This is a genomic window from Kitasatospora dryopteridis (assembly GCF_050749075.1).
Lineage (GTDB): Bacteria > Actinomycetota > Actinomycetes > Streptomycetales > Streptomycetaceae > Kitasatospora.
The window spans coordinates 857,479-876,744 of sequence record NZ_CP192749.1 but is presented as its reverse complement, the minus strand read 5'-3'; the positions used below and the strand labels follow the sequence as shown (position 1 = coordinate 876,744).

At 75.0% G+C, this 19,266-nt stretch carries 18 protein-coding genes and 2 pseudogenes; 9 read left to right on the top strand and 11 right to left on the bottom strand.

Features of this window, described 5'->3' with window-relative positions:
- Positions 1–50: 50 nt before the first annotated feature.
- Entirely contained in the window at positions 51–2,114 is a 2,064-nt protein-coding gene (locus ACQ614_RS04020) for a beta-galactosidase (RefSeq protein WP_431676761.1), read from the top strand.
- Positions 2,115–2,445: 331 nt separating this feature from the next.
- Positions 2,446–3,111 (top strand): phosphatase PAP2 family protein, encoded by a 666-nt coding sequence (locus tag ACQ614_RS04015; RefSeq protein ID WP_431676760.1) that lies wholly within the window; start codon positions 2,446–2,448, stop codon positions 3,109–3,111.
- A gap of 160 nt (positions 3,112–3,271) precedes the next feature.
- On the opposite strand, the gene ACQ614_RS04010 is transcribed toward ACQ614_RS04015, so the two are convergent.
- From ACQ614_RS04010 to ACQ614_RS03985, 6 genes are all read right to left on the bottom strand, one after another.
- Positions 3,272–4,255 (bottom strand): NAD-dependent epimerase/dehydratase family protein, encoded by a 984-nt coding sequence (locus ACQ614_RS04010; RefSeq protein ID WP_431676759.1) that lies wholly within the window; start codon positions 4,253–4,255, stop codon positions 3,272–3,274.
- 113 nt (positions 4,256–4,368) lie between these two features.
- A complete protein-coding gene (locus ACQ614_RS04005) occupies positions 4,369–4,584 on the bottom strand; it encodes a hypothetical protein (RefSeq protein ID WP_431676758.1) in 216 nt (71 codons plus the stop codon).
- 99 nt (positions 4,585–4,683) lie between these two features.
- Positions 4,684–5,634: a M56 family metallopeptidase gene (locus tag ACQ614_RS04000; RefSeq protein WP_431676757.1), complete on the bottom strand. Its 951-nt coding sequence runs from the start codon at positions 5,632–5,634 to the stop codon at positions 4,684–4,686.
- The gene (locus ACQ614_RS03995) at positions 5,631–6,017 is read right to left on the bottom strand and encodes a BlaI/MecI/CopY family transcriptional regulator (RefSeq protein ID WP_363486863.1); all 387 of its coding nucleotides are present in this window, start codon (positions 6,015–6,017) and stop codon (positions 5,631–5,633) included. Before ACQ614_RS03995 ends, ACQ614_RS04000 begins: the two co-directional genes overlap by 4 nt.
- Positions 6,018–6,185: 168 nt before the next feature.
- Entirely contained in the window at positions 6,186–7,022 is an 837-nt protein-coding gene (locus ACQ614_RS03990; RefSeq protein ID WP_431676756.1) for an undecaprenyl-diphosphate phosphatase, read from the bottom strand.
- A 122-nt stretch (positions 7,023–7,144) separates the two neighbouring features.
- Complete coding sequence (locus ACQ614_RS03985) at positions 7,145–7,801, bottom strand: TetR/AcrR family transcriptional regulator (protein ID WP_431676755.1); 657 nt, start codon at positions 7,799–7,801, stop codon at positions 7,145–7,147.
- A gap of 93 nt (positions 7,802–7,894) precedes the next feature.
- On the opposite strand from ACQ614_RS03985, the gene ACQ614_RS03980 reads away from it, so the two are divergent.
- The gene (locus ACQ614_RS03980) at positions 7,895–8,839 is read left to right on the top strand and encodes a beta-ketoacyl-ACP synthase III (protein WP_431676754.1); all 945 of its coding nucleotides are present in this window, start codon (positions 7,895–7,897) and stop codon (positions 8,837–8,839) included.
- Between the two features lie 127 nt (positions 8,840–8,966).
- Positions 8,967–10,298, top strand: coding sequence for a geranylgeranyl reductase family protein (locus ACQ614_RS03975; protein WP_431676753.1), 1,332 nt, complete (start codon positions 8,967–8,969; stop codon positions 10,296–10,298).
- 70 nt (positions 10,299–10,368) lie between these two features.
- Here ACQ614_RS03975 and ACQ614_RS03970 read toward each other — a convergent pair whose 3' ends face one another.
- On the bottom strand, positions 10,369–11,313 hold the full coding sequence (locus ACQ614_RS03970; protein ID WP_431676752.1) for a phytoene/squalene synthase family protein: 945 nt from the start codon (positions 11,311–11,313) through the stop codon (positions 10,369–10,371).
- 494 nt (positions 11,314–11,807) lie between these two features.
- Between ACQ614_RS03970 and ACQ614_RS03965 the strand changes: the two are divergent.
- The 3 genes and pseudogenes from ACQ614_RS03965 to ACQ614_RS03955 all read left to right on the top strand — a co-directional run.
- A pseudogene (locus tag ACQ614_RS03965) lies at positions 11,808–12,425 on the top strand (trypsin-like peptidase domain-containing protein); the annotation flags it as partial.
- 201 nt (positions 12,426–12,626) lie between these two features.
- Positions 12,627–13,352 (top strand): annotated as a pseudogene (locus tag ACQ614_RS03960) (putative Ig domain-containing protein); the annotation flags it as partial.
- Positions 13,353–13,523: 171 nt separating this feature from the next.
- A complete protein-coding gene (locus ACQ614_RS03955) occupies positions 13,524–14,249 on the top strand; it encodes a (2Fe-2S)-binding protein (protein ID WP_431676751.1) in 726 nt (241 codons plus the stop codon).
- A gap of 52 nt (positions 14,250–14,301) precedes the next feature.
- Here ACQ614_RS03955 and ACQ614_RS03950 read toward each other — a convergent pair whose 3' ends face one another.
- Together ACQ614_RS03950 and ACQ614_RS03945 are read right to left on the bottom strand one after the other, a co-directional pair.
- Positions 14,302–15,096 (bottom strand): helical backbone metal receptor, encoded by a 795-nt coding sequence (locus ACQ614_RS03950; protein WP_431683817.1) that lies wholly within the window; start codon positions 15,094–15,096, stop codon positions 14,302–14,304.
- A 96-nt stretch (positions 15,097–15,192) separates the two neighbouring features.
- A complete protein-coding gene (locus ACQ614_RS03945) occupies positions 15,193–15,333 on the bottom strand; it encodes a hypothetical protein (protein ID WP_431676750.1) in 141 nt (46 codons plus the stop codon).
- Between the two features lie 235 nt (positions 15,334–15,568).
- Here ACQ614_RS03945 and ACQ614_RS03940 point away from each other — a divergent pair, with 235 nt between their 5' ends.
- Both ACQ614_RS03940 and ACQ614_RS03935 read left to right on the top strand, forming a co-directional pair.
- The gene (locus ACQ614_RS03940) at positions 15,569–15,850 is read left to right on the top strand and encodes a hypothetical protein (protein WP_431676749.1); all 282 of its coding nucleotides are present in this window, start codon (positions 15,569–15,571) and stop codon (positions 15,848–15,850) included.
- A 98-nt stretch (positions 15,851–15,948) separates the two neighbouring features.
- Positions 15,949–16,374: an Hsp20/alpha crystallin family protein gene (locus ACQ614_RS03935; protein WP_431676748.1), complete on the top strand. Its 426-nt coding sequence runs from the start codon at positions 15,949–15,951 to the stop codon at positions 16,372–16,374.
- Positions 16,375–16,443: 69 nt separating this feature from the next.
- Here the strand turns inward: ACQ614_RS03935 and ACQ614_RS03930 are convergent, their stop codons facing one another.
- Together ACQ614_RS03930 and ACQ614_RS03925 are read right to left on the bottom strand one after the other, a co-directional pair.
- A complete protein-coding gene (locus tag ACQ614_RS03930) occupies positions 16,444–17,424 on the bottom strand; it encodes a hypothetical protein (RefSeq protein WP_431676747.1) in 981 nt (326 codons plus the stop codon).
- A 105-nt stretch (positions 17,425–17,529) separates the two neighbouring features.
- A complete protein-coding gene (locus ACQ614_RS03925; protein ID WP_431676746.1) occupies positions 17,530–18,957 on the bottom strand; it encodes a helix-turn-helix domain-containing protein in 1,428 nt (475 codons plus the stop codon).
- Positions 18,958–19,266: the final 309 nt, after the last annotated feature.

Below are 19,266 nucleotides of genomic sequence, written 5' to 3'. Positions count from 1 at the left end.
CGGCGCCCCGGACGCTGTGTACGTGCACAGCAATCTCGTATGGAGCTTCGATGGATCACCCGCTGACCCGCGACACCACCCCGGCCGTGGCCGCCGGGCCCGCCGAACGGCGCCGCCGGCCGGTCGGGCTGCCGGCCCTCGCCTACGGCGGTGACTACAACCCCGAGCAGTGGCCGGAGGAGGTCTGGGAGGAGGACGTCCGGCTGATGCGGGAAGCCGGCGTCACCATGGTCAGCGTCGGGATCTTCTCCTGGGCGCTGCTCGAGACCGCACCCGGTGAGTACGACTTCGGCTGGCTCGACCGCCTGCTCGACCTGCTGCACGCCGGCGGCATCCGGGTCGACCTCGGCACCCCCACCGTGGTGCCCCCGGCCTGGTTCTACCGCCGGCACCCGGAGGCGCTGCCCGTCACCCGCGAGGGCGTCCGCCTGGAGGCCGGCTCCCGCGGCGCCATCTGCCACAGCTCACCCGCGTACCAGGACGCCGCGGCCGCGATCACCGAACAGCTCGCCCGGCGCTACGGCGACCACCCGGCGCTCGCCATGTGGCACGTCCACAACGAGTACGGCGTACCGGTCAGCGCCTGCTACTGCGACACCTCCGCCGAACACTTCCGCCGCTGGCTGCGCCGGCGGTACACCGACCTGGACGAGCTCAACGAGGCCTGGGGCACCGCCTTCTGGGGCCAGCGCTACGGCGCCTGGGAGGAGATCCGGCCGCCGCGGCTCACCCCCACCGCCGGCAACCCCGCCCAGCAGCTCGACTGGGCGCGCTTCACCAGCGACGCCCTGCTGGACAACTTCAGGCGCGAACGGGACGTCCTGCACCGCCTGTCGCCCGGCATCCCGGTCACCACCAACTTCATGACCGCGCTCTCCCAGTGCGAGTCCCTCGACTACTGGGCCTGGGGCCGCGAGGTCGACATCGTCGCCAACGACCACTACCTGGTCGCCGAGGCGCCGCGGAACCACATCAACCTGGCGATGTCCGCCGACCTCACCCGCTCGGTCGCCGGCGGCCGGCCCTGGCTGCTGCTGGAACACTCCACCGGCGCCGTCAACTGGCAGCCCCGCAACCTGCCCAAGCAGCCCGGCGAGATGGCCCGCAACAGCCTCACCCACATCGCCCGCGGCTCCGACGGCGCCATGTTCTTCCAGTGGCGCGCCTCCCGCTACGGCGCCGAGAAGTTCCACTCCGCGATGCTGCCGCACGCCGGCACCGACAGCCGGATCTGGCGCGAGGTGGTCGCCCTCGGGGCCTCCGTCGGCGCCCTCGGCAGCGTCCGCGACAGCCGGGTGGTCTCCGACGCCGCCGTCCTGTGGGACTGGCAGTCCTGGTGGGCGCAGAAGCTCGAGTGGCGGCCCAGCGTCGAACTCGACGCCCGGGCCCAGGCCGACGCCTGGTACGCCGCCGCCTGGGACCGCCACCTCACCGTCGACTTCGCCCACCCCGAGGCCGACCTCTCCGGCTACCCGCTGGTGCTCGTCCCGGCGCTGTACCTGATGACCGGCGCCGCCTCCCGCAACCTGCGGCGCTACGTGGAGACCGGCGGCACCCTGGCCGTCGGCCACTTCTCCGGCATCGTCGACGAGCACGACACCGTGCACCCGGGCCCGTACCCGGGTGCCTTGCGGGACGTCCTCGGGCTCACGGTGGAGGAGTTCGCCCCGCTGCCCGCCGGCCGCGGCATCCGCCTCACCGGGCCCGGCGGCGACCTCACCGCCGCGTCCTGGTCCGAGTTCGTCGTCGCACGCGGCGCCGACCCGCAGTGGACGTACGCCGACGGGCCGACCGCCGGCCACCCCGCGGTCACCCGGCACGCGCTCGGCGGCGGCAGCGCCTGGTACGTCTCCACCCGGCTCGACGAGGCCGGCCTGGACGCGGTGCTCGGCCGGGTCTGCGCCGACGCCGGCCTGCCGGAGCGGGCGCTGCCCCGCGACGTGGAGGTGGTCGAGCGGGTCGGCGAACTCGGCCGCTACCTGTTCGCGGTGAACCACAGCGGCACGGACGCCCGCATCCCGCTGCCGGGCGACGGCATGGAACTGCTCACCGGGCTGCTGGTCGGCGGTGTGCTGGACGTCCCGGCGGGCGGCGTGCGGGTGGTCCACCTCTGACGCGGAGGTACTCCACCCGGCCCGTCGCGCGCGCCCCCGCCAGGCATCGTCTACATTTACGTAGACGATGCCTGGCGGCGTGCGACACGGCCGCCCGGGGAGAGGTACGGCCCGAATGTCCACGTCCGCCGACCGTGCGCCGGACGCCGGATCACTGCCCGGCGCCACACAGCTGCGGCGCCCGCAGCAGAACCGGCCGGCCCGCGAGAGCGCCGAGCGGGAGCCTGCGGGGCGGCCCGGCCCGCGGCCCGCGCCCTCGAGGAGCCGGAGTCTCCTGTGGCCGGTCCCGCCGCCCGACCGGGGGCGGGGCCGGTGGGTTCCGGCGGCCGGGGTGGTTCTGGTCGGTGCCTGGACCGCCTTCGCCGTCCTGGCCGTCGTGGTCGCCCTCCACGGATCGGCCCCCTTCGGCTGGGAACAGCAGACCGTGCAGTGGGCGGGCGGCCACCGCCCCGGCGCAGCCCGGACGACCGCCCGGGCCGTCACCTCCCTGGGCACGGCCGCCGTCCCCTGGGCGGCGGCACTCGCGGCGGGCCTGCTCGTCGCCCGCCGCGCCCCGGCCGACCGTCGGCTGCTCCTCGCCGTCACCCCGCTGCTCTGGCTGCTCGCCGGACAGCTGCTACGGACCCTGCTGATGCACGGCATCGGCCGGCCGCGACCGCCGGCGGCCGGATGGGCGGTGCCCGCGAGCGGCTTCTCCTTCCCGTCGGGCCACACCTTCACCTCGGCCACCGCCTTCGGCCTCCTGGCCTGGGCCCTCGGCCGTGACCTCGCGATCCGCGGGTACGGCCGCACCTTCCGACGCCGCTGCACGGCTGCCCTCGCCGCCCTCGCCGTCCTGGTGGGCCTGAGCCGGGTGTACCTCTCCGTGCACTGGCCGCTGGACGTCCTCGGCGGCTGGCTCCTCGCCGCCGGCTGGCTCGCCCTCGGCGCCCTGCTCCTCATCCGCCGCCGCCCGCGCCCCCGCACCGCAGAGCCCGAGCGCATCCGGGCGCCCTGAGCCCGGCGTTCGACCGTCGGCCCGGTGCGCGGTCCAGGAGAGGCTTTGGACGGTGTCCCGATCGGGGCAGCGCGTTGCCCGGCATGGGCACAGGTGAGCGGCTGGTGTCGGACGGGGTTGTGGGATGCGCTCCAGGACGCGTACAGCAGGGGAGTGGCCGTCAGCCGAGAGCGTCGAGCAGCTCGCGCTCGCGCCGAGCGCCGAGGCCGGCACGTCTTGTCCGGTTCAGACCCTGCTCGCGTTCCCAGAGCAGCGTGTCGGCCAGCAGCTCCGCCCGGGGCCGATGGCGCAGTCCTGCGGCGCGCGCCGCAGACCCGTCCCGGGCGGAAAACCCTTCCCAGCCCGGTTCGACCAGCCACATCGGCAGTGACTCGGCACCCATGTACTCGGCCACGCCGTTCGTGAGCAGCCATGCCGAGTCGGCGGTGACCACCGGACCGGTGTGCCCGCCGACGGCGCGGGACAGCTCGATCCACTCTCCGAACGGAACGACCGGACCGACGGCGTCGTACGTGCCGACGGTCCCCGTCTCCGCGGCGTCGAGCAGCCAGGCGGTGAGGTCCCGTACGTCGATCGCCTGGGTCGGCATGTCCGGTGCGTCGGGAACCAGCATGGGCCCTCGCGGGTCGCGTGCGGCACGGGCCACCCAGTAGCCGGAGCGTCCGCTGTGATCCCCCGGGCCGCCGATCAGGCCGGCGCGTGCGACGAGAAGGCGGTCGCCCACAGCGGCCGTCGACGCCTGTTCGCAGGCGACCTTCGCCTCGCCGTACAGCGCGCGGTCGGCCTCGCTCCGGTCGGTCGGAGCAAGCAGGGCCGCGGACTCGTCCGCGCCCGGCGCGGTGTGGGAGGCATAGGCGCTGACGGAGGAGACATAGGCCCAGTGCCCGGCCCGGCCGCCCAATGCGTCAAGCGCCTCGCGAACGAACCCCGGCTGCCATGACACCTCGACGACCGCATCCCATTCGCGCTTGAGCAGGGGCGCATACGCCGAAGGATCGCGCCGGTCGGCGGCCACCAGCGTCGCTCCGTCCGAGACTTCTCCGCTTCCGCGAGCCAGGCACGTCACCCGATGACCGCGCTCGATCGCCTGTCGCGACAGCTCCCGGCCCACCCACGCTGTTCCGCCCAGAACCAAGATCTCCATCCCGACACCCAAGCACCGCGAACACGAGTACCCGGGCGGGTTCGCCGACAGCGGACCCGGAACAGCCGTCAACCGGCCGGGGACCCCCACGCACCGCACATCCAGCCTGCCGATCAGCGACGGGCGTGCCTTGCGAGCCGGGCCGCATGGCGACGCATCCGGGCCGGGTCCTCCGGGAAGTAGCTCTCCCAGTCGTGGTCCAGGCGGATCCAGGTCGCCGGCTGGCCGCTCTCGGCCGCGAGCGGCACTGCGCGGTCGACAACGGCGGCGTACGACAGCCCGAGCGTCCGGGTTCGACCCGTCCGCCGGGCGGCACCAGGCCTCGCCATCGGTGTGTCACCAGCAGGACTTGCGCGAGATCTTCGTCGAAGACCCGGACCTCGGCCGCGAGCGGTTCCGTCAGGGTCGGGCCGGCCGAGGCCGTCGTCTCAGGGGGAGAGGGGTGCGGTGCTCTCCTGGCCCTGTTCGACGTACTCGTGGAGGTCGTAGGCGGAGCCGAGGCCGGCGGCGGTGGAGATGCCGACGACGGCGAGCAGGCCGGCCACGACCAGGTGGAGGACGCGGCCGTGCGGGGCCCGCGGCGGTGGGGCGAGGAGGGCGGCCACCCGCTGCGGCACCGGGCCGGCGTGGGCGGCGGGGAGGGCTGCGCCGCGTGGTCCGGGGCCGCGGCGGGAGGTGGCGGCGAGGGCGCCGCGGGCGACGGCCCGGGCGGTCAGCGGGCGGTCGCCGACGGTGCGGGCGGCGTCTTCGTCGGCCCAGCGTTCCAGGTGGAGGTCGAGCGGGGCGCGCAGCCGGCGCAGCGCCGGGTGGGCGGCGGCGGCCACGTGGACGGTCCGGGAGAGTACGTGGTGGCGGCCGGCCAGGTGGGCGCGTTCGTGGGCGATCAGGGCACGCTGCTCCTGCGGGCCGAGTGCGTCGAGCATTCCGGAGGTCACCACCACGCGGCCCGGGCGGCCGGGCAGGGCGAAGGCCTCGGGGGTGGGGTCGTGGACGACGACGGTGTCGCCGTCCACGGGCAGTCCGGCGACGGTGCGGCGGGCGGCGGTCAGCTGGGTGCGCTGGGCGGCGAGCGCGCGTCCGCCGGAGACGGTGACCGCCGCCAGGGCGGCCCCGGCGGCGACGGCGACGGGGACGGCCGCGGGGGAGGTGGCGGCGAGCCAGGCGAGCGGCAGCCGTCCGGCGGCGGCCAGCCAGGGCAGGTGGAGCAGCCCGGCGAAGACGAGGACGGCCAGGCCGGTCACGGCCCCGGCGGCCAGTACGGCGGCGCAGCCGGCGACGGCGAGGGCGGCCCAGCGCGGGGTGAGCCGTGCGGCGAGCGCCCGGGCGGCCGGTGCGGCGAGCCAGGGCAGGCCGAGGGCGACCAGGGCGAGGGTGTTCACGGCCGTTCCGCGGTGCCGTCGGCGCCGGCGAGCAGGTGGCGCAGCAGAGCCTCGTCGCCGGGGCTGAGGGTGGAGACGAAGTGGCGCAGGACGCTGCCGCGGTCCTCGCCCTTGCTGAGTTCGCTGTGCATGCGCGAGGCGACGATGCCGGAGGCGTCCTGGGCGGCGGCGTAGACGTAGCCGCGGCCCGCGCGTTCGCGGTGCACCAGGTCCTTCTCGTGCAGCCGGGTGAGGATGGTGGTGACGGTGGTGCGGGCGAGGGCGCCGCCGAGTGCGTCGTTGACCTGGCCGGGGCTGAGCGGGCCGTCGGCCGCCCACAGCACTTCGAGCACGTCGGTCTCCAGCTGCCCGTGCTGGCGTCTGGTGGCTGCGGCGTCGGTCATCGCCGGTGTGTCCCCTCTCCCCGTGCGGCCGCGGGTCGGCGCGGTGGCCGGCGGCCGGGTTTCCAGGCTAGTCGGTGGTGTGCCCGCCCCGAGCGGGGCGGAACGGGCTGCGGGCGGCCTCCCGCCTTGTGGGGTGGCCGCCCGCGGGTGCCGGGTCGGGTGCGGCGGTCAGGCGTTCAGGACGCCGGTGCCGAGCAGGCCGAACAGCAGGACGCCGACGACGATCCGGTAGAACACGAAGGCGTTGAAGGAGTGCTTGGCGACGTACTTGAGCAGCCAGGCGATGGAGGCGTAGGCGACCACGAAGGAGACCGCGGTGCCGACGATCAGCGGGAGCGGGTCCACGCCGGCGCCGAGGGCGTCCTTGAGTTCGTAGATGCCGGCGCCGGTGAGCGCCGGGATGCCGAGGAAGAACGAGAGCCGGGTGGCGGCCACCCGCTCGAGGTCGAGCATCAGGCCGGCCGACATGGTGGCGCCGGAGCGGGAGAAGCCGGGGAAGAGCAGGGCGAGGATCTGCGCCGAGCCGACGATCATCGCGTCCTTGAGGCCGGTGTCGTCCTCACCGCGCTTGAGCCGGCTCATCTGGTCGGCCGCCCACATCACACCGCTGCCGACGATCAGCGAGCCCGCCACCACCCAGAGCGAGGCGAGCGGTCCTTCGATCAGCGGCTTGGCGGCGAGGCCGACGACCACGATCGGGACGGTGGCGTAGATGACCCACCAGGCGAACTTGTAGTCGTGGTGGTACCGCTCCTCCTTGTTGACCAGGCCGCGGCCCCAGGCGCGGACGATCCTGGTGATGTCCTTGAGGAAGTAGAGCAGCACGGCCGCGATGGCGCCGACCTGGATGACCGCGGTGAAGCCGACGACGGACTTGTCGTCGACCGGGATGCCCATCAGCCCTTCGGTGATCTTCAGGTGGCCGGTGGAGGAGATGGGCAGGAACTCCGTCACCCCTTCCACGATGCCGAGGACGACGGCTTGACCGACGGTGATCACGCTCACGTGGACCCTTCCCGGAACTTCCCTGCGGACGGACCTGCGCCCGCACGTCTACGGGAATGTAGACGGTGGAGGGCTGCCGGGTCCACCCGGGGCGTGTCGGCCCGGCGTGTCGTTGCGTGTCGTTACCGGGCGGCCGGGGCAGTGGCAGCGGCAGGGTCGTGGGCGGGGGTCGGGGCGGGGCCGAGCATACGGTCCAGGGCCCGGCGGGTGCGGTCGGCGGCGTCGGCGGAGCCGAACAGCTGGAGCTCCTGGTTCAGCGCCAGGTAGAGGCCGCCGAGCTCGTACGCGAGCTGCTCCGGGTCGGTGCCGGCGGGAAGGGTGCCGTCGGCGGCCGCGGTGCGCGCCTCGGCGGCGAGCCGGCGGCGCCAGAGCCGCAGCAGGCGGCCGACCGCGTCGTGCACCGGGCCGCCGCGGGCGTCGAACTCCACCGCGGCGGTGGTGAACAGGCAGCCGCCCGGGAAGACCTCGCGCTCCGTCTCCAGGTAGGTGATCCACGCCTCGCAGAGCGCCCGCAGCCGGGGCAGCCCCGGGGGCTCGTGCTGCGCGGGCTCCCAGACCGTGCGGGAGAAGACGGCGGCGGCGCCCTCCAGCGCGGCGAGCTGCAGCGCCTCCTTCGTCCCGAAGTGGCCGAGCACCCCGGCCTTGCTCATGCCCAGGTCGGCGGCGAGGCGGCCGATGGTCAGCCCCTCCAGGCCGTCGACGGAGGCCAGTGCGATGCCGTGCGCCACGATGCGCTCCCGCGTCCTGCGGGCCTCGGCGACGGACTTGCGTGGGCTCATGCCGCCCATGCTATCCGGGTGCCGCCATTTAGCGTCCGACCGATCGGTTGCTATATTCCCGGCATCCGTTGCCGAGCCGAGGAGAGACCAGCCGTGCCGGGAAGCCGCATCACCGCCCTGGGCCACCACCAGCCCGACCGCGTCCTGACCAACGACGACCTGGCCGCCGTCGTCGACACCAGCGACGAGTGGATCCGCCGCCGCACCGGCATCGCCACCCGGCGCATCGCCGGCCCCGACGAGTCGGTCACCGACCTGGCGGCCGCCGCGGCCGGCAAGGCCCTCGCCGCAGCCGGACTGGACCCGTCCGACATCGGCCTCGTCACCGTGGCGACCTGCTCCGCCGTCGACCGCTGCCCCTCCATCGCCGCCCAGGTCGCCGCCCGTCTCGGCATCCCCTCCGCCGTCGCCTTCGACCTCAACAACGGCTGCGCCGGGTTCTGCACCGCCCTCGCCTGCGCCGACCACGCCCTGCGGGCCGGCGCCGCCCGGCACGCCCTCGTGATCGGCGCCGAGAAGATGTCCGACGTCACCGACTGGACCGACCGCAGCACCTGCGTGCTGCTCGGCGACGGCGCGGGCGCCGCCGTCCTCAGCGCCGCCGAGGACGCCGGCATCGGGCCCGTCGCCTGGGGCTCCGACCCCACCCGCGGCAACGCCGTCCGGCTCGTCGACGAGTGGCAGCCGCGGTTCGCCCAGGAGGGCCAGGCCGTCTTCCGCTGGGTCACCGGCGAACTGCCGGACATCGCCCGGCGCGCCTGCGAACTCGCCGGCCTCACCCCCGCCGACCTGGCCGGTGTGGTCACCCACCAGGCCAACCTGCGCATCATCGAGGCCCTCGTCCGTCAACTCGACCTGTCGCCGGACGCGGTGGTCGCCCAGGACGTCGTCGAGTCGGGCAACACCTCCGCCGCCTCCGTCCCGCTCGCCCTGTCCAAGCTGGTGCAGCGGCGCGAACTCCCGTCGGGCGCCCCCGTCCTGCTCCTCGCCTTCGGCGGCGGCCTCTCCTGGGCCGGACAGGTCGTCAGCTGCCCGTAGCCCGCCCCGGCCGGACCTGCCCGGCGGCATCTCGCCGGGCAGGTCCGGCCGAGTGAGGGCAGGGGCGCCCCGGGGTGGGTAGGGATGAAGCGTCCGTCAGATGCACCGGCGCCCCCAGGAGGAGACAGTGACGCCACCGGCGCAGAACCCGCCCCCGCCGCAGACCTCCGCAACGGCCGACCCGCCCGCCGTGGAGGAGGCCGAGGTGATCGTCGTCGGCGCCGGGCCCGCCGGGGCGTCCGCCGCCGTCCACCTGGCCCGGGCCGGCGTCGACGTCCTGCTGCTGGAGAAGAGCCGCTTCCCCCGCGACAAGGTCTGCGGCGACGGCCTGACCCCGCGCGCCGTACGCCAGCTGCTGCGCATGGGCATCGACATCGACGCGCCCGGCTGGAACCGCTCCCGCGGCATGCGGTGGGTCTGCGGCGACCGCCAGGTCACCATCGACTGGCCGGACCTCGGCCGCTTCCCCGACTTCGGCCTCACCCGCAGCCGCCACGACTTCGACGACATCCTCGCCAACCACGCCGCCGCCTCCGGCGCCCGCCTGCGCACCGAGGTGAAGGCCACCGGCCCGCTCACCGACCGGGCCGGCCGGATCACCGGCGTCAGCGCCAGTGCCGGGCCCGAGGGCCGGCCCGTCGAGTACCGGGCACCGCTCGTCGTCGCCGCCGAGGGCGCCTCCGCCCGGACCGCCCTCGCCATGGGCCTCGACCGCGACCCCAGGCGGCAGCTCGCCACCGCCGCCCGCCGCTACTACCGCAGCCCCGAGCTGTCCAAGGACGAGTACCTGGAGCTGTGGGCCGACCTGCGGTGCCCGCGCACCGGCCGCGACCTGCCCGGATACGGCTGGATCTTCCCGCTCGGCGACGGCCGGGTCAACGTCGGCCTCGGCGCACTCCCGCACCGCGACCACGGCGCCGTCGACCTGCGCGCCACCCTCGACCAGTGGCTCGCCCGGCTGCCCCGCGACTGGGGGCTCACCGAGGAGAACGCCGACTCGCCGCTGCGGAGCGCGGCCCTGCCGATGGGGTTCAACCGCCACCCGCAGTACGGCCGCGGCCTGCTGCTGGTCGGCGACAGCGCCGGCATGATCAGCCCCTGGAGCGGCGAGGGCATCGCCCAGGCCATGGAGGCGGCCGAGATCGCCGCTGAGACCGTGGCCCTCGCCCTCACCCGGGCACCGGGGCAAGGGCGCGAACACGTCCTGCGGCGCTACCCGGAGGAGATCCGGCGCCGCTGGGGGCGCTACTACCGGCTCGGCAACACCGCCGCGGACCACCTGTTCAGCCGCTTCGGCTACCGGCCGCTCCTCAACGAGCACGTCATGGCCAGGCCCGGCCTGGTCGGCTCGCTGGCCAGGCTGCTGACCGAGCTGATGGACGATCCACCGCGGGACGCCGCCGACCACGTCCTGCGCACGGTCCTCCGGATGGTTCCGGCAGCTCGCCGCAGACGCTAGGGAACCACCAGGGGGCGCGTGGCGCCCCCACGCGCCCCTGGTGTGCTACCCCGGGCGTGCCCCGTGCCCCTTAGGGGTGGCACCCGTGCGCGTGGGCCGTGGCCCGGTCGTGGGCGAGTTCGCGGGGGTCGGGGCGGCGGGCTGCGGCGAGGGTGGCGAGCAGGGCCCACGGCGAGTCGCGTACGGGGCCGCGTGCGACCGCGGCGCCGGCCCGGCGGACGGCCTCCAGACGGCGGCGGGCCAGCCGCAGGGCCATCCGGCTGAGCGGGCGGTACTCGGCGGGGACCTCGAGGATCGCGTCGGCCCGGCCCAGGGCCTCCTCGGCGCGGTCGGCCTGGTCGACCACCAGCGCCGCCGCGCCCGCGCTGCGGCGGCCCGCCGCGAGGTCCTCGCGCGTCACGCCGTGCTCGCGCAGGGCCTCCTCGGGGAGGTAGAGCCGGCCGTCGCGGAGGTCGCGGGACAGGTCGATCAGGAAGTCGAGCCGCTGCCAGGCGTCGGCCAGGGCCCGCCCGGCAGCGGTGTACCGCTCGTCGCCGCCGCCGATGTGCACCAGGCCGGCCGTCAGCATGGTGAACGGCCAGGACAGCCGGTCGATGTACGCCTGGTAGTCCTGCTCGGTGCCGAAACCGGTGAACGACAGGTCCGTCCGGGCACCGGCCAGGTAGGACTCGATCCAGTGCACCGGCAGCCGGCGCAGCCGTGCGGAGTGGACGAACGCCCGGGCCAGCGGCTGCCCGCAGGCCTCGCCCGCCAGGGCGGCGCGGACGTCCTCCTGCCAGCGGGCGAACCGGTCGGCGCGCTCCTGCGGCGCGCCGAGGTCGCACAGGTCGTCGGTGAAGCAGGCGAACGCGTAGCCCGCCACGGCGTGCGGCTGGTAGGCGGGCACGCCGAGCAGCCGCACTGCCGAGAACAGCGCGGGCTCCCGCCCGAGCAGGAAGCGGCCCGCCGCCCGGTAGTCCTCGATCCGCTCCTCGCCCACGCCCGCCTCGACCAGGCAACGCCTCCACCGGTACACCCGTACACCTCTCCACCTGCCGTACTCGAACGCACCCATGATCGGTGACGGTGTCCGGCCGCGCTGACACCGCCCTCCGTTCTGCCCGTCCGTGGTGGCCCCCGGCAGGCCGCGCGGGCGGTGTCCGGACGTTGCGGACGGGCGATCGTTTCCGGTCAATCTCGTGGCGGCGGGCGGGGGTTGCGCCGGGGAACGCCGACCGGGCGGGGCGGAGCTGGACCGGGAGGCGTGCCGGAGGACGGCGGCGCTGCTCGCGCCGGCCCGGCAGGGGCGTCCGGGCGGGTCTGGGATGTGGCGGCTGGGCCGGAGTCGTCCGGTTATGGCGCCCGTACCGGTGTGGCCGTATCCGACAGGTCGGGCGCCGTCCCGGGGCGGCGGCGAACGGCCTTTCCGGGAAGCACCGTTGACCCACTTGAAGCGGCCATGGCAGTTTCGTGCGGCTCGGTCGCGCGCAACCGGTCGCGTGTCCGGCACATCCCCCACAAGGAGACCCCATGTTCAAGGGACTCGCCGCCGCCGTCGGCGCGGTCGCGGTCGCCGCCGGCACGCTGACCGCTGCCGCCACGCCGGCCCACGCCGTCCAGGCGGGCGATCTGACCTCCACCATCGCCCTGAGCAACTGCTCGGCGTCGCTGGTGCGTTACCCCTCGTCGGTCGACACCGACCGGGCCATGATGCTGACCAACGGGCACTGCCTGCCGACCATGCCCGCCGCCGGTGTGGTGATCCAGAACGCGAGCGCCAGCCGCAGCGGCACCCTGCTCAGCTCCTCCGGCTCCTCGCTCGGCACCGTCCAGGCCGACAAGGTGCTCTACGCGACCATGACCGGCACCGATGTGGCGCTGTACCAGCTGACCGACACCTTCGCCTCGATCAGCAGCAGGTTCGGCGCCACGGCGCTGACCATCAGCGACACCCACCCGGTCGACGGCTCCGCGATGTTCATACCCTCCTCGTACTGGAAGCAGGTGTGGAACTGCTCGGTCAACGGGTTCGTCCCGACCCTGCGCGAGGACGAGTGGACCTGGCACGACTCGATCCGCTACAGCTCGGGCTGCAACACCACGCACGGCACCTCCGGTTCGCCGATCGTCGACGCCGCCACCAAGAAGGTCGTCGGCATCAACAACACCGGCAACGACGACGGCGCGATGTGCACCCTCAACAACCCCTGTGAGGTGGCCGCCGACGGCACCACCACCGCGACCAAGGGCCAGAGCTACGGCGAGCAGACCTACTGGTTCACCACCTGCCTGGGCACCGGCCGGGTCATCGACCTCAACGTCGCCGGCTGCCTCCTCACCAAGCCGGCCGGCTCGACCGCCGTCACGGTGACCAGCCCCGGCAACCAGACCACCGCCGTGAACGGCACCGCCAACCTGCAGATCTCGGCCTCCGGCGGCACCGCGCCGCTGACCTTCACCGCCACCGGCCTGCCGACCGGCCTGTCGATCAGCAGCTCCGGCAAGATCACCGGCACGGCCACCACCGCGGGCACCTACAACGTGACCGTGACCGCCAAGGACGCCGCCAACAAGACCGGCTCCACCAGCTTCACCTGGACGGTCTCCGGCACCAGCAGCTGCGTCCCGGCCCAGCTGCTCGGCAACGCCGGCTTTGAGACCGGCACCGCCGCCCCCTGGACCACCAGCAGCGGCGTCGTCGACAACTCCGCCTCCCAGGCCGCCCACTCCGGCTCCTGGAAGGCCTGGCTGAACGGCTACGGCTCCACCCACACCGACAGCGCCTCGCAGACCGTCACCGTCCCGGCCGGCTGCAAGGCCACGCTGAGCTACTGGCTGCACATCGACACGGCGGAGACCACCACCTCCACCGCGTACGACAAGCTCACCGTGACGGTCAACGGCACCACGGTCGCCAGCTACTCCAACCTCAACAAGGCCACCGGCTACAGCCAGAAGACGGTCGACCTGTCCTCCTACGCGGGCCAGTCCGTCACCGTGAAGTTCAACGGCACCGAGGACTCCTCGCTGCAGACCAGCTTCGTGATCGACGACACCGCCATCCAGACCGGCTGACGCCGACACACTGAGAACGGACGGGCCCGGCCGCACACCCAGCGGCCGGGCCCGTCCCGTGCCCGCGGGTCCGGGTGGCCGTCCGGGGCGGCCGTTCGCGGGCGTGGCATGCTCGTCGGCGGACCGGGTGCCGCCGGTGCCCGCTGCCGACCGTTGGGAGACCCTGCCGAGATGACACTGCTGGAGCAGGTCGGCCGGATCGGGCCGTACTTCGCCGTGCGGACCGGGTCGGCCGGGGCCGGGCCACCGGCCGGGTTCCGGCCGCTGCGCGAGCTGTACGACGGCGGGCCGGACGGTCCGCTGGCCGCGCGGATCGCGGAGGTCGCCCGGCGGATGGGCACCGCGGAGCCGCGGGTGGCGGCCTCCACCGTCCACCTCGGGCTCGCCGCCCGGCTGTGGTCCGTGGCGCTCGGTACGGCGGCGCTCGGCGCAGCCGTACCGGACCTGCACCCCGACCTGGCCCACTGGGCGCTGCCCGCGGAGGGTCCGCTCGACCTCTGGCTGCCGCACCCGGTGGCCCTGTCCGACGGGCCGCCGGCGGACGCCCTCCACCAGGCTGTGATCACCGAGAACCTGGCCCCGCTGGCGGCGGCCGTCCGAGCCGTCACGCCGATCGCCGAGCCGCTGCTGCACGGCAACACGGCCTCCGCCCTGGCCGGGACGCTGAAGGTCCTGGCCATGACGCCCGCCCTCCGGCGCACCCTCGCGCTGCCCGCCGCCGAGGCGCTGGTGCGGGACCTCCTCGACCGCCCGCCGCTGCGGGGGACGGGCACCCTGTCGGCGCCGGGGGAGCCGTTCGCGTTCCGGCGCACCTCCTGCTGCCTGTACTACCGGGCGCCCGGCAGCTGGGTCTGCGGCGACTGCGTCTTCGACCGGCCGCCCGCCCGGCGCCGCTGAGGGCCGTTGCCGTGCGGTGCCGCCGGGCGCCTCCCGCGGTCGGTCGCCGCGGTCAGGTGCCGTGGGCCTCCGCGGCGGCCAGTTGGGCGGCGAGCAGCCCGGGCGCCTCCACCAGGGACGGCCCGTACCAGGTGAGATGGCGCCCGCTCACCAGTGCCGCCGGCACACCGGGGAACGCCTCCGGCCCGTCGGTCGCCGAGAACCGGTACGGCTCGTCCGGCAGCACCGCCAACTCGGGACGGGACACCCTGAGTTCGTCGATCGGTACGGCCGGGTAGCGCTCTGCGTGGTCCGCGTACAGCTGGTGCACGCCCAGCCTGCGCAGCAGGTCGCCGGCGAAGGTGTCGCGGCCCACCACCATCCACGGGCGGCGCCAGATCGGCACCACCGCCCGCCGCGGCGGCCCGGCCAGCGCCGGCACGGCGGCCCAGGCGCGGCGCGCCTCCGCCAGCCAGGGCGGGGAGGGCAGGGCGCAGGCGCCGGTCAGCAGCCGTTCCAGCGAGACGAAGGCCTGGTCCAGCGTCCTGACCTCGGTGACCCAGACGGCCAGTCCGGCCTCGCGCAGCGCGGTGAGGTCGGGAACGCGGTTCTCCTCCTCGTTGGCGACCACCAGATCGGGCTGCAGCGCGGCGATCGCGGCGGTGTCCGGATTCTTGGTGCCGCCGATCCGTGCCACGTCCAGCCCGGCGGGATGGCTGCACCAGTCGGTGGCGCCGACCAGCAGCCCCGGGCGGGTGACGGCGATCGCCTCGGTCAGCGAGGGCACCAGCGACACCACCCGGCGGACCTCGCCGAGCCGCACCACGGCCCCCAGGTCGTCGGTGAGCGTCCGTACGGCTGGTGACATGGGCATGGGCCCACCGTAGCCGAAGGGGCTCCCTGTCAGGGGCGCCCGAGTGCCTCCTTGAGGACGACTCCTGCAGAGCCACCCAGGGACCGGCGCTCAGTCCTCCGCGGGACCGTCCGCCACCTGGTGCGTCCGCGTCCACTCCTCCCCGCACCGGCACGCCCACTGCTCCACGAGTTCGCCCTCGCCGCCGACGGCGATCCCCTGTCGCAGCCGGACGTGGACGTGTGCGCTCATCGGTGATCGGGCTCCTTCGTGCTTCGTGCAGGGACGGGTGCCGACATCCTCACCGCCCGCCGCCCCGGACGGAAGGCCGCGCCGCCCCGGTCCCACCTGGCGAGACGCCCGTCCGGGTCGCACCGACCGGCTGATCCCCAGCCCGCGCCCGGCCGGCCGGGCGCTGCCAGGCTGGAAGGAGCGGCCGGCCGGGGAGGCGGTGGACCGGGCCGGGCCCGTGCACCGAGGAGGACCGATGACCACCAGCGCCCCCGACCGGCTGTCCGCCCACTACCACCACGACGACGCGCCGCGGCGCGCGGACTTCGACCGCGCCCTGGGTCGCTACCTGCGCGGCCACCACGACCCGTGGGACGTCACCCCGCTCCTGGAGGCCCTCGAGCGCCTCGGCCGCGACGTCGACGACATCACCCTCACCCTGGAGCGGGAAGCCGGCGGGGCCCTGACGGCGACCCTCCGCTGCGCACTGGAGCCCACGGAGGCGGCCGCGGCGCGCCCGGCGACCGGCACCGCCTGACCCGGCGGCCGCCCCGGAAGCGGCCCGTCCGGCGGAGGCGCCCGTCCGGCAGGGGTGTCTACCGTAGAGGGTGAACAGCACTCCGCAGGGAGGCAGTCATGGCGAACGAGCTGCGCCGAAAGTTCCCGTTCTCCTCGCACCGTCCGGCGATGCCCGAATGGTTCGAGGACATGGCGATGAGGATGTCGCCCGGCGAGCACATGATCCGCATCGAGGAGTCCGAGGAGGACGGCGTCTACCAGGTCCGCGCCGAGCTGCCCGGTATCGACCCGGACAAGGACGTCTCCGTCACCGTCGAGGACGGGCTGCTCACCATCCACGCCGAACGCATCGAGGAGAAGAAGGAGAAGCACCGCTCCGAGTTCCGGTACGGCTCCTTCACCCGGACCGTCCAGCTGCCCGCCGGCGCCTCCGAGACCGAGGTCACCGCCGGCTACGAGCACGGCGTGCTGACCGTGCGGGCGCCGATCGCCGCGCAGTCGGACAAGCCCGCCCGCAAGATCGAGATCACCCGCACCACCTGACACAGCCGACCGGCCGGCGGGGCACCCGGTCGGGGGAGGTCCCGCCCGGCCGACGGAGGTTCCGCGCGGCTACTGGAGGTTCAGCCGGAAGGGGTGCGAGCCGTCGACCGGGCAGGTGAACACCCGCAGTTCTCCGAAGCGCCCCACGTTGAGGTGCGGGTCGCCGCCGCTGTCCAGGGTGAGCAGGAGGCGCATGGCGGCGCCGCAGTCGCATTCGACGGGGACCAGGTCGGTCTGGTGCCAGCTCGGCCAGCCGCCGACCTTCCAGCCCGGGCGGCAGGCGAGACATCGGTGGAACTCGACACCGTGCTCCTCGGCCCAGGCCTCGCCGGCCTCGGACAGCTCTGCCGGGAGCTCGTCCGGGTCGGGCAGTTCGGCGATCCGGACGGGTGCCACCGTGCAGGGGTGCGGCAGGTAGCTGCGGTCGGCGCGGTCCGGCCGGGGCGGCGGCACCCGGTGCTGCCGGACCGCCTGCGACGCGCGGAAGCGCAGGTCCACGGCAGGCCCCCAGTAGCCCGGCTGTGCGGGCTGCTCGGCATGGTCGTTGGGGCACCACAGCAGCTGCAGGACGTCAGTGCCGGGCGGCCACGGGACGCCGGGGACGTCCCGGGCGAAGAGCTGCACCACGGGCACCATCGGGACACCGCTGCCGGTCGTGTCCGGCACCCACCGCACCCGCTCCCAGGCGATCAGGTCGAGGACCCCGGCGCCCGCCATGACCCGTGTCTGCTCGGCGGCGTCCTCGGCGGACAGCCGGTACGGCCGGTCGGGGTGCCGCACGTGCCACTCGCGCCGCTCCCGGTCGATCCGCAGACAGGTCTCCCGCTCCCGGTCGGTCAGTTTCTCCCGGGTCTCGACCAGGTGCGCGGCCGTGCACAGCGGCCACTCCTCCCCGGCCGGCCACAGGAGCGGGCCGCCGACCGAGCTGTCCTCCCGGACCGGTGTGCCCGCCCTCGGACGAAGCAGTGTCGCCGCCCGGAGGTGGCCGGCGAACGCGGGTATCTCGGACAGCAGCACGGCGACACCGGCGTCGGATCTCCTGAGTGCCAAGGGTGGGCCTCGCTCCCGTGAGTGCGCTGGTGCGGAGATGATCCGCCAGGAGGATCGTGGCACAGCGCCCGCCCGCCTCCGCCGACCGCCGACGGCGACACGGGCTCAACCGGTCGCGGGCCCGGCCAGGTCCGCCAGCAGCTCGGCCGTGTCGAGGAGTTCGGCGGCACGGCGGGCGGAGTGCCGGGCCCCGGCGGTGAGCCGGGCGTACAGGCCGTACAACTCGTGGCGGACGAGGGCGGGGACGGCGGGCGCGTCCTGCAGGGCGGGCGCGAGGAGGGCGAGGGCGCCCTCGACGTCGCCGGCGCACAGCAGGCAGTCGGCCGTCCGCACTGCGAACAGCAGTCGGGCCGACGGCAGCTGCCGGGGGCCGAGGAGGCGCAGCGCGGTGCCGGCGGCATCGGCGGCGAGGCGGGCGAGCCGGGGCTCGCCGGTGGCCGCGGCGAGGTCGCGCAGGGCGGCGGCCGCGCCCGCCTCGACCCGGATCTGCATCGAGGCGATCGACAGCCAGGGGGCGTCGGCCGTGTCGTCCTCACCGATGTGGTCCACGTGCAGGCGGGCCCGGGTGAGGTGCCGCACGGTCTCGCGGACGTCGCCGGTCGGCGCCTGGGCACGGGCCATGCCGATCCGGGCCATGGCGCCGGCCCAGTGTCGGTCGGGTGCCGCCCGGCCGATGGCGCCCGCGCAGCCGAGGGCGGTACGGGCGTCGCCGTCCAGCCTGGCGAGGGTGCTCATGTCGCTGAGCGCGGCGACCTGGGTGGCGGGATCACCGGCCAGTTCGGCCCAGGCGAGGGCCCGGTCGAAGCAGGCCATCGCGGTGGCCGCGCGCCCGCTCTGCATGCGCAGCGCGCCGGCGGCGTGCGCGTGTTCGGCGGCGAGCCTCAGCAGCGGCCGGCGACGCAGGCCGGCGGGGCGGGTGGCCAGGCGATCGAGGACGGCGCGCAGGGTCCGCTCGACGGACTCCGCGGCGCCCGGGTCCGCGCACTCCTCACCGTCGCGGAGGTGGGCGGCGAGCAGGCCGGTGAGGGCGTGCGCGGTGTCGGCGTCCAGCGGCGGCGCGGCGGCCGGGTCCGCGGCGCAGAACTCGGCGTGCAGGGCGGCGGATTCGGCGGCCGACGGCACGGTGCAGCCGTCGGCGCCGTGCAGCGGGCAGAGCAGACCGTAGTCGGGGAGGCGCGGCGGCGGGCCGCCGCCGGGCGGGGTGTGTCCGGTGCTCGGGGCGGGGGTGTGGGGGAGCGGCGGGCGGGTGAGGGCGGCCGGCAGCGCAGGGGTGTGCCGCCGTCCCGCGTCGGCGGTACGGAGGGCGGCCCGGAGTTCGCCGCCGGCGTCCAGGAGTTCGTCGAGCCGGTCGGCGAGGCGCGGGTCGGCCCGGCGGCTGCCGTGCTCCAGCCGGCTGACCGAGGTGTGGTTGTAGCCGATCCGCTCGCCGAGCTGCGCCTGGGTGAGGCCGGCCCGGCGGCGCCAGTGCCGAAGGCACGCCCCGAAGGACTCCCATGGCGCGGCGGGCTCGGCGCCGGTGCGGTTCCGGTGCACGCGCGGCCCTCCCGGTCCTCCGGCCCCTCCGCTTGTTCCGGACAGCAGGACGGTACTGGAGGAGCCTGTCGCCTGTACATGACGTGGTCTCAACCTCTTTGGAAAGCACGCAGCTTGACGGAGTTTGCCAACGCGGCTCCCGGGCCGTCGAAGCCGTTGACCGGCGCATGGCGGCGTGTGAGGGTTCCGGCACCCGAGCGCGGACCAACCGCGGCCGTCCCCGAAACAGCGGCCCGCGGCGCGTGCGGCCGGCCACCGCCGGTACCGCACACCACTGTGTCCGCGGTCGAGGACCCCCACCTTCGAGGA